Below are 9741 nucleotides of genomic sequence, written 5' to 3'. Positions count from 1 at the left end.
CCCCTATACTTTTTTGAGATAAATTTAATACATCTTCTATGTGAATCCATAAGATAAAAAACGTGACGGCTCCGATACACATAATTTTCAGCGTTGACTTGATTAGTTCTACCAGCGCTCTCATGGCAAAAATCCGTTTGGCTCCGCTAATAGGGTTAATCTTTTCTAACTTAGGCTGAAGAGCCTCCGTGGAAAAAAGAATACCCACCTGCATATAATTCGCTCCGAGCGCAGCAATAAAAGCTGCGAGCATAACAGGACCTGCTGCAAGGGCTATTGAAGGAAGAAGGTGCTTAAACATCGCAAATACGCGCTCTGCCGTCACTTCCTCAAGCATATACGTTTGAAAAGCTTCTCTTAACAACTTCATCATTTGCTGTAAAAACTGTTTGGCTCCAAACAAAAAATAAAGAAAAACCATTAAAAGGATGAACGCAGTTGTAACGTCTTGACTTTTAGCTACCTGTCCTTTTTTTCTAGAGTCTTGCTTTTTTTTAGGTGTAGCTTTTTCCGTTTTCTCTCCCGCGAAAAATTGCAAATCAACTTTTACTAAAAACAAAGCTACACCCCTCCTAATATGCGGATCATCGCGCGCATCGCTTCTATCATTTGTTCAAATATGATTTGCATCATATAAAACATGCTCCCCATCACGACAATCAGCAAACTAAAGGCAACAATAATTTTTACCGGAAACCCCACTACGAAAATATTTAACTGCGGAACGGTTCTTGCGACAATTCCAAGCGCGATATCGACTAAAAATAATGAACCTACCAAAGGCAAAGACATTTGAACAGCTACTAAAAACATCGATGAAAAAACAGTTATGATGTGTGTAGCAAATGCTTGGCTTCCCACASGGAAGGCTACTTTGTCTAACGGAATAATTAAATAACTATTATAGATGCCGTCTATTAATAAATGATGTCCATTGGTCGATAATAAAAATAGGAGAGCAAATACATATAAATATTGACCTAGTATCGGACTTTGCGCCCCTGTCTGCGGATCTATTACGTTGGCAATCGCAAACCCAACTTGAAAATCGATGAGACCTCCGGCAATTTGAATAGCCATAATAAATACATACGCAGTCAAACCAATAAACAACCCAACAGCACATTCTTTTACTACTAAAAGTACAAACTGTGCATCTAACGAAACGACGGGTAAATCAATTGTTGTCGCAATAATGACGGATAGCGAGGCAGACAAACCTACCTTATGAACTGCGGGAATCGTTTTGTATGAAAATAGCGGAACCGTAATAAAAAAAGACGTTACCCGCACTAGCACTAGTAAAAACGCGGGATAGGATAAGATCAACTGACTCATAGCTAGCCTACGTACCGATACAGATTTGAAAAAATTTCATATGTAAATGAAATCATTTTTGATAACATCCACGGACCAAAAAATACAATCCCTACTAAGACCGCTACAATCTTAGGAACAAAAGCAAGAGTTTGCTCTTGAATTTGGGTAGTTGCTTGAAAAATACTAATAATGAGCCCAACTACAAGGGCCAGCAGCAATAAAGGGCCAGATACAATTAAGATCGTATACACGCCTTTTTCTGCTAACGAAATGACAAATTCTCCATTCATTGTCTATCACCTATTGAAAACTTATTAATAATGATTTAACAACTAAATTCCAGCCGTCAACCAGTACAAATAGTAAAATTTTAAACGGGAGCGAAATCATAACGGGAGGAAGCATCATCATTCCCATAGACATCAGCACGCTTGCTATAATCATATCGATAATGAGAAAAGGAATAAAAATCATAAATCCAATTTGAAATGCTGTCTTTAGCTCACTGATTGCATAAGCCGGAACGAGCGCAGTTAAGGGAATATCTTGAACAGAGGATGGTTTATCTATATCCGCATATTCTAAAAAAAGAGCTAAATCTTTTTGTCTTGTATGAGCACTCATAAATTCTTTCATTGGTTCAGCTGCTTTTTCATAGGCTTGATTCAGCGTGATTTTTTCTTTTAAAAGCGGCTGAAGCGCCTGTTCATTTACCTGAGAAAAAGTTGGCGCCATAATAAAAAACGTTAAAAACAGCGATAAACCAACTAATATTTGATTAGGAGGCATTTGCTGTGTCCCGAGCGATGTACGTACAAATGACAGCACAATGACAATTCGTGTAAAGCAGGTCATCATAATTAAAATTCCAGGAGCTACTGAAAACACCGTCAGCAGCAACAAAAGCTGGACAGACGTTGAAATATTTGTAGGACTGCTCGAGTTAAAGAGATTCATCACTTCATTCATCGTTCTTTTTGTTCCTTTCTAACTCTTTCAGTACGTTTTGCCTTTTTATTTTCATTTCATTCATTTCTCGCTGAAAAAGCTGCTGAAAAGAATGACTAGATTTCTCTTCTTTTTTAGAAGTCAATTTTTCTAAAAAAGACGGTAGTACGACTTTATATTCGCTCTCGTTTTTCTGTTGTTCCTCATACTGCGTGAGCAGCTGCTGTTTCTCTTGCCCTGTAATTTCTGAAAGAAGCTGCACATTTTCACCGACTCCGATGATAAAAAGCTGATTTCCAACTTTAACTACTTGTACAGATTTGCTGCTTCCAACATTTGTACCRCCCAAGTTTTGTACTACTTTATTTTTTTGCAGCAGCCTTCCTTTTTTATTTACAAATTTTAAGAGCGCAAAAAGCAGCCCAATTACAAGTAAAAACGCGAATATCATCTTCACGATATCTCCAACTGAAAGCGTAGGCGTCCCCTGGAGTTCAGTTTTTTCTTTTGAATCAGTACTCTCATTCTCTGAACACTTCTCCGTTTTTTCCAAACATTCTTTTACGGATGCAGATCCCCTTTCTGCATAAACGATTTGATTTGATCCTGCTAATACGCTTATTAACAGCGCAGCAATTACGAACTTTCGCAGCAATGTCTGCCACCTCTTACTTCAACATAGTGTAAGATTAGCGGGAAAGCCCCGCCAATCTGTTGTTTATCCAATTGCTTTTGAAATTGCCTCTAATACTCGATCTGCTTGAAAAGGCTTAACGATAAAATCTTTTGCCCCTGCTTGAATCGCATCAATCACCATTGCCTGCTGGCCCATGGCTGAACACATAATCACCTTAGCATCGCTTTTTATGCTTTTAATTTCTTTTAAGGCTGTAATTCCATCCATTTCAGGCATCGTAATATCCATTGTGACAAGATCTGGTGCATGCTCTTTAAATAACTGCACAGCCTGCTGGCCGTCTGCCGCTTCCGCTACTACTTCATATCCATTTTTCGTTAAAATATCTTTGATCATCATGCGCATGAATGCAGCATCGTCTACAATTAAAATTCGGTTTCCCATCTCTACTCCTCCTAAAAATCATTACTTTAGTTTGTTAATACGGTCTCTTTGACTAATAATATCGGTTACGCGAACGCCAAAATTCTCGTCAATGACGACCACTTCACCTTTTGCTATTAATTTGCTATTAATCAAGATATCTACTGGTTCGCCTGCTAGTTTATCAAGTTCAATGATTGCACCAGAAGATAATGCTAAAATCTCTTGAACCGTTCGCTTAGTCCTTCCAAGCTCCACGGTAACTTGAAGCGGGATATCAAGCAGCATGTCTAAATTTCGTGAATTCCCTTGAGGAGAAGACATGTGCTCGAACTCTGAAAACGATGCGGGCTGAACATCAACTGGTACATGAACAGGTTCTGCCTGCTGTGTTTCTTCATGCTGTATGTATTCAGCTGCCGGCGGTTCTGTTTGCTTTTCGTTAAGATCTGATTCTTTTTCAATAGAAGCTGCCGTATCTTCTGCGCTTGGAACTAAGAGCTCCTCCACCAAGCTTTTGGCAAAAGATATCGATAAAAGCTGCATAATATTGGAATCAATTAATGTACCTACCTTCAAATTAAAAGAGACCTTTACAAAGACGTCATCTTGGGGAATCAGCTCTGTGCCTTCCCCTTTTTGAATATTTAAAATATCCAAGCTCGGCGGAGAGATATCAATTTTCTTTTGAAATACCGTGGACATAGACGTCGCTGCTGAACCCATCATTTGATTCATCGCTTCCTGCACTGCACTCAGCTTAATTTCATCCATGATTTCCGTCGGATTCTCACCCGTTCCACCAAGCATCAAATCTGAAATAACAGCTGCATCTTCATGTTTAATAACTAACAAATTCGTACCAGAAAACCCTTCTGTATACTGAACTTGCACAGCGACATGAGGATTTGGAAATTCATTCGTCAGCTCTTCTTTATATACGAGCGATACAAACGGTGTGGTAATATCGACTTTTTGATTCAATAAAGCCGATAGCGCTGTTGCTGAACTGCCAAACGAAATATTTCCAATTTCGCCAAGCGCGTCTTTTTCCATTTCCGTAAAGTAATCGTCTACTTGACTTGACTTATTCGGCTCTGAAAACCCGTCAAGTGAAGAAGTTCCTTTTAACAACGCATCAATTTCATCTTGCGAAAGCATGTCATCGTTCATTCCTTTCGTTCCTCCTCTTAACATCATCTAGAATTTGCACAGCAACTTTCCGACTGACTTTTCCAGGCTGTGCAATAAATTTAGGTTGGTCTCCGACGTAAATAGTTAACGGATTATGAACGCTTGTTTGCAGTCGAATAACATCTCCTGCATCTAATGCTAGGAAATCTCCAATTGAAATATCCGCTTTTCCTAGCTCGGCTACAACCTGCAATTCCGCCTCATTGATTTGTTCCTTTAGCTGCTCAACCTCTTGTACGTTAGGTTCTTTTTTAGAAGATTGCATCCAGTAATGAACGGACAGTTTGGACACAATCGGCTCAAGCGTAACGTGCGGAATACATAGATTAATCATGCCCGTTTCATCTCCAATTTGTACGTTTAATGAAATGACGATGACAATTTCATTTGGTGAAATTACCTGCAAAAACTGAGGATTCACTTCAAACTCTGATGTTTCAGGTTCAATTTCCGCAATAGAACTCCAAGCTTCTCTCATACTATCTAACGTTTTCTCTAACAAGTTTCGAATCAAGCTCGTTTCAATTTCCGTTAAGTTACTAATTTTCCCACCGCTCTCGCCTTGTCCCCCGAGCAAGCGGTCAAGCATCGCATAGGCAATGTTCGGATTGACTTCCATAATGATATGCCCTTCTAAAGGAGGGACGGCTATCACGTTTAAGATGGTTACTTTCGGAACAGAKCGAATGAACTCCTCATACGGAATTTGATCTACTGATACAACGGACACTTGTACAACGTTACGAAGCTGCGCCGAAAAGACGTTGATTAACATGCGCGCATAATTTTCATGAATTCGCGTCAAACTGCGAATCTGATCTTTTGAAAAACGCAGGGCGCGTTTAAAATCATATGTACGAATACGCTGTTTTTTATTTTCCTTTTTTAATTCATCCGCATTCATCTCTCCGGTTGATAACGCAGATAACAGCGCGTCAATTTCATTTTGTGACAATACATCTCCAGCCACTAGCTTCCCTCCTTGCTTCTTTACTGCAAAACTTTAGACGTCGTATAAACTTTAACAACGTGTCCGCTTTCCATTAGCTGATCAATTTGCTTTGCAATATCTGTTTCTAACGTGCTGAGTCCTTGCGTTCCTTCAAAATCTTGAGCACTCATATCTGAGAGCCTTTTGATAATAATGTCTCTTACTTGAAAATCTCTTTTTTGAAGCTCTGCCGCTGCTTTTTTACTATCCATTTGAATTTTAAAAGAGATGCTGATGTAGTTATTGCTTTTTAAATTTGTTTTAATATCCGTTACATCCACAGAAGCTTTAATCACATCGTCAATAGATGGACCTTTTTCAGTACCTGCCTGCTCTGTATACTTTAGTGTCACGATAACAGCAATGCTTCCTATTAAAGTAAGAGAAAGCATGATAATAATCATCTTACTAATTAGCTTATTTTTAAACACACTTTATTCCTCCGTCGTTTGCTGCAGCCCTAATATGTTAATTCGCTGATAATAGCTCGTCACTTTCTCATTCACTTCTTCAACTGAATCCTTTACCACTAGCTTTTTGTTATTCGTTAGCGTAATGGTCGTATCAGGAAATGCTTCAACCTGCTCGATGTAGAGTGCGTTTAACGTAAATGTTTTGCCGTTTAGCCTTGTTAAAGTGATCATAATTAACCGGAGTAATACCTACTCCTTCCTCCCGCCTATCGTTTTAGATTCACTAGCTCTTGCAGTATTTCATCGGATGTTGTAATAATTCTTGTGTTCGCTTGAAATCCGCGCTGTGCAACAATCATATCCGTGAATTCTTCCGATAAGTCAACGTTGGACATTTCAAGGGCGCTTGAGACGAAGCTTCCTGTGCCGTTGGCTCCTGGAGCTCCTACTAAAGGACCGCCTGAGTTTACGCTTTGAGCAAATAAATTCCCCCCTGCTTTTTGCAGTCCTTCATTATTTGCAAATTTAGCAAGTTCGATAGTTTGATTACTGGAGATGTTCCCGTTAGCATCTATGATGTTAACCTTTCCATCTGCTCCTATACTGTAGCTCTTACTTGTTGAAGGAATATTTATATTCCCTCCTCCAGTTTTTTGCACGTACAGTCCATCACCCGTTACCAAATTACCGCTGCTATCTAAATAAAAATTCCCCGCTCTTGTATAATAATTTGTGACTCCATCTCTTACTACAAAATAGCCGTCTCCAGAAATAGCTAAATCAAGCGGACGCCCCGTTGACTGAATGCTTCCTGCCGTTTGAACTGTATCAATTGTGCCAATTTGCGAACCTAATCCGACTTGTTTAGCATTAACACCTCCACGGTTAGCTCCTGGTGCTGTTGCTCCTGCTACCTGCTGACTTACTAAATCTTGAAACGTTGTACGTCCTTTTTTATAGCCGTATGTATTAACGTTGGCAATGTTATTTCCTAGGACATCTAATTTAGTTTGAAAATTTTTCATGCCGCTGATTCCTGAATACATCGAACGTAACATAAAATCACTCCTTAAATTTGGTTGGTTAACTGCTTACTTCTAAGATATCGTTTAGCGAAAGTACCGTATGATTTTCATCGTTGATCCTAAACGATACCTCATTGTTTTTGACGGATGCTGTTAAAATGACTCCTTGCTTTTTATTTCCTTCTTCATCTAACCACGCAGCGGTTTTACCAATTAACTCACTCCCTTTTAAAATAGGAGAAGCCTGTGACTGCGTTAAAAACGTATTGAGCGATGTGCTCATATTTGTCATTTGTTCAAGGGATGAAAACTGAGCCATTTGAGCAATAAAGTCTTTGTCTTCCATTGGATTCATTGGATCTTGATTTTGAAGCTGCGCAATCAAAAGCTTCAAAAAATCATCTTTGCCAAGCGAGCTGTTCCCCGTTTGCTTCACTGGTGTGTCCCTATTGCTTAAATACAAGTCAGACGTAATTTCATTTGTCATTGTTATCACCTATACGTTGTAGTTAATGAGCGCTGCTTCAAAAGAAGACAGAAAGGAAGCCGATTCTTCCAATTGCTGTGAATCTTGATCTTCTTCTTTTTTAAACGCTTCTTTTTCCTGTCTTTCTTTTTGCTGGTCGTTTTCATTGTTATACGACATCGCTTGTTCTGACAGTAGCACATCGATTTTATCAATTGATACATGCTGAGACGCGAGACCGTGCCGCAAAGTTGAAAGGTTGGCGTCCAATAACTCTTTTGTTTTTGCTGACGATACGACAATTCGCGCAACCGTTTCACTGTCTTTCTGAAGCATTTCAATTGAAATCGCACCTAGCTGTTTTGGAAATAACTTAATGAAAAGCTTGGATCTTCCCTCTTCAGTACTGATCGAAGCTTTACTCCATATTTTTTCAAGCTCGTTTACCAAATTGCTAGACTGTTGATAGTCAGATTTTGCTTGCCCTAGATAAATAGAGAACTGCTGAAGCTTAGGCATTTCTCCACTTCCAAAGGATGATGGCTGATTCTCTACTGTCGCTCCGGTTGTGTTTGTACCTGCAGAACTTTCGTTATTTTTTAAAGAGCTATTTGTATCTATACTTTCGCTGTGTACTACCACATCTTTTTTCCTTGGAAGCTGATTGAAAAACGGTATTTTTTCTTCTTTACGAAAAGCGTTCATATTTCTCACAGAACTTTCTGAAGATGTATGAACAGCGTCCACACCGACTTGATCAACGGATACATGCTGAGACGTGAGAGCTTGTCGTAATCTGAAAAGGCTGGCGTCTAACAGCTCTTTTGTTTTCGCTGACGATACAACTACTTGCGCAGTCGTTTCATTTTTTTGCTGAAGCACTTCAATTGAAATCGTACCTAGCTGCTTTGGCAATAACGTAACGAAAAGCTTGGATCTTCCCTTTTCAGCACTGAGCGAAGCTTTACTCCATATTTTTTGCAGCTCGTTTACCAGATCATTAGACTGTTGATGATCCAATTTCACTTGCCTTAAATCAATAGAAAACTGCGGCACTTTTTCTTCTTTAGCAAAAGCGTTCATATCTTTTACAGAACTTTCTGGAGCTGCTTGAACAGCGACCACATCGACTTGATCAACCGATACATGCTGAGAAGTGAGAGCTTGTCGCAATCTGAAAAGGCTGGCGTCTAACAGCTCTTTTGTTTTCGCTGACGATACAACTACTTGCGCAGTCGTTTTATGATCTTGTTGACGCACTTCAATTGAAATCGTACCTAGCTGCTCTGGCCATAACTTAATAGAAAGCTTAGATGCTCCCTCTTCAATACTGAGCGAAGCTTTACTCCATATTTTTTGCAGCTCCTTTAACAGATTGTCAGACTGTTGATGATCAGATTTTACTTGCCTTAGATCAATAGAAAATTCTTGGACCTTAGGTACTTCATTAGATTTAAAAGATGATGGATTATTTTCTAACGTCGCTTCAGCCGTGTTAGCAGTAAAAGAAATTTCACTATCCTTTTTTAAACTATCCCTATCCATACTTTCGCTACGTAAAATCACATCTTTTTTCCATGGAAGCTGATTCAAAAACGGCACTTTTTCCTCTTTATGAACAGCGTCCATATCTCTTACAGAACTTCTTGGAGCCGTATGAACAACGGCGAAGAAACCAGCAGAGCGCTTTTCATGTAAGGTATCGGTTAATACACGTGGTTGTTTATGAATTTTCTCTATTTTTTCAGCAGCAGTTTTCCGCAAACCGTCAAGCTGCGAATTTGAAAGGGTCACTGACTGCAGCTGCGGTTTTTGTAGTTCTTCCATCAGCTGAGCCAACTCTGTTTGAAACGCAGATGATGTATTTTTACAAATGGTCAACAAGGTAGAAATAGAAGACAAATATTGTTCTTGACTGTCTGTTTCAGATGAAACAGGTGCCCGCTGCATGTCTGTTAACACGTGCTGCAACTTTAGAAGCGGCTGTTCCAAATCTAGACTACTTGGAATACTGCTGAGCATCTCGGCTAGATGTTCGTACAAGACAGATGGTTCATCTTCTTCATCTTCTGCTTCGCTTAACTGAATTGCCATTAACCCGACCGCCTTGAAGACGTCTTGATCTACCGCTTGTTCGTCGGATGATTTCTCCCCGCACGTTAAAGGCTGCACATCTAGTTGCTTAAGCTGCTGAACAATTTCTTCAAAAAAACCCTGAGTCTGACTAGCAKCTGCTTTTTCATCGCAGTTTACCTTTGATGCAGCTGCTGGACGTAGTGAAATTTCCACTGTTTTCACCTCTGCTTTTATTCAGAGGTGAAAAC

Annotated in this window: 13 protein-coding genes; all 13 read right to left on the bottom strand. The window is 39.5% G+C overall.

Going from position 1 to position 9741, the window contains the following annotated elements; translation table 11 throughout:
• Positions 1-559 (bottom strand): EscU/YscU/HrcU family type III secretion system export apparatus switch protein (locus AC1DRF_RS11010; protein ID WP_477740736.1); only part of this gene is annotated, 559 nt, incomplete at its 3' end.
• Positions 560-561: 2 nt separating this feature from the next.
• A complete protein-coding gene (fliR, locus tag AC1DRF_RS11005) occupies positions 562-1338 on the bottom strand; it encodes a flagellar biosynthetic protein FliR (RefSeq protein WP_477740735.1) in 777 nt (258 codons plus the stop codon).
• A gap of 2 nt (positions 1339-1340) precedes the next feature.
• Positions 1341-1610, bottom strand: coding sequence for a flagellar biosynthesis protein FliQ (gene fliQ / locus AC1DRF_RS11000; RefSeq protein ID WP_016765390.1), 270 nt, complete (start codon positions 1608-1610; stop codon positions 1341-1343).
• Between the two features lie 10 nt (positions 1611-1620).
• Positions 1621-2289, bottom strand: a complete 669-nt coding sequence (gene fliP / locus AC1DRF_RS10995; protein WP_013084783.1) for a flagellar type III secretion system pore protein FliP — start codon at positions 2287-2289, stop codon at positions 1621-1623.
• Positions 2282-2923: a flagellar biosynthetic protein FliO gene (locus AC1DRF_RS10990; protein ID WP_477740734.1), complete on the bottom strand. Its 642-nt coding sequence runs from the start codon at positions 2921-2923 to the stop codon at positions 2282-2284. The genes fliP and AC1DRF_RS10990 overlap by 8 nt, the downstream gene beginning before the upstream one ends.
• Before the next feature lie 63 nt (positions 2924-2986).
• A complete protein-coding gene (locus AC1DRF_RS10985) occupies positions 2987-3349 on the bottom strand; it encodes a response regulator (protein ID WP_427075212.1) in 363 nt (120 codons plus the stop codon).
• A gap of 21 nt (positions 3350-3370) precedes the next feature.
• The gene (fliY, locus tag AC1DRF_RS10980) at positions 3371-4501 is read right to left on the bottom strand and encodes a flagellar motor switch phosphatase FliY (protein WP_427075213.1); all 1131 of its coding nucleotides are present in this window, start codon (positions 4499-4501) and stop codon (positions 3371-3373) included.
• Entirely contained in the window at positions 4491-5492 is a 1002-nt protein-coding gene (fliM, locus tag AC1DRF_RS10975) for a flagellar motor switch protein FliM (RefSeq protein ID WP_427075214.1), read from the bottom strand. The genes fliY and fliM overlap by 11 nt, the downstream gene beginning before the upstream one ends.
• Before the next feature lie 20 nt (positions 5493-5512).
• Positions 5513-5944, bottom strand: coding sequence for a flagellar basal body-associated protein FliL (fliL, locus tag AC1DRF_RS10970; protein WP_477740733.1), 432 nt, complete (start codon positions 5942-5944; stop codon positions 5513-5515).
• 3 nt (positions 5945-5947) lie between these two features.
• Entirely contained in the window at positions 5948-6157 is a 210-nt protein-coding gene (locus tag AC1DRF_RS10965; RefSeq protein ID WP_097824504.1) for a flagellar FlbD family protein, read from the bottom strand.
• 35 nt (positions 6158-6192) lie between these two features.
• Positions 6193-6984: a flagellar basal body rod protein FlgG gene (gene flgG / locus AC1DRF_RS10960; RefSeq protein WP_328106850.1), complete on the bottom strand. Its 792-nt coding sequence runs from the start codon at positions 6982-6984 to the stop codon at positions 6193-6195.
• A gap of 25 nt (positions 6985-7009) precedes the next feature.
• Positions 7010-7438 carry a flagellar hook assembly protein FlgD gene (flgD, locus tag AC1DRF_RS10955; RefSeq protein ID WP_097824505.1) on the bottom strand — a complete coding sequence of 143 codons (429 nt, stop codon included), beginning with the start codon at positions 7436-7438 and terminating at the stop codon, positions 7010-7012.
• 9 nt (positions 7439-7447) lie between these two features.
• Positions 7448-9715 carry a flagellar hook-length control protein FliK gene (locus AC1DRF_RS10950; protein WP_477740732.1) on the bottom strand — a complete coding sequence of 756 codons (2268 nt, stop codon included), beginning with the start codon at positions 9713-9715 and terminating at the stop codon, positions 7448-7450.
• Positions 9716-9741: the final 26 nt, after the last annotated feature.

The sequence above is a fragment of the Priestia sp. P5_B4 genome (genome assembly GCF_056400385.1).
This window is presented reverse-complemented; position numbering and strand designations above follow the sequence as displayed.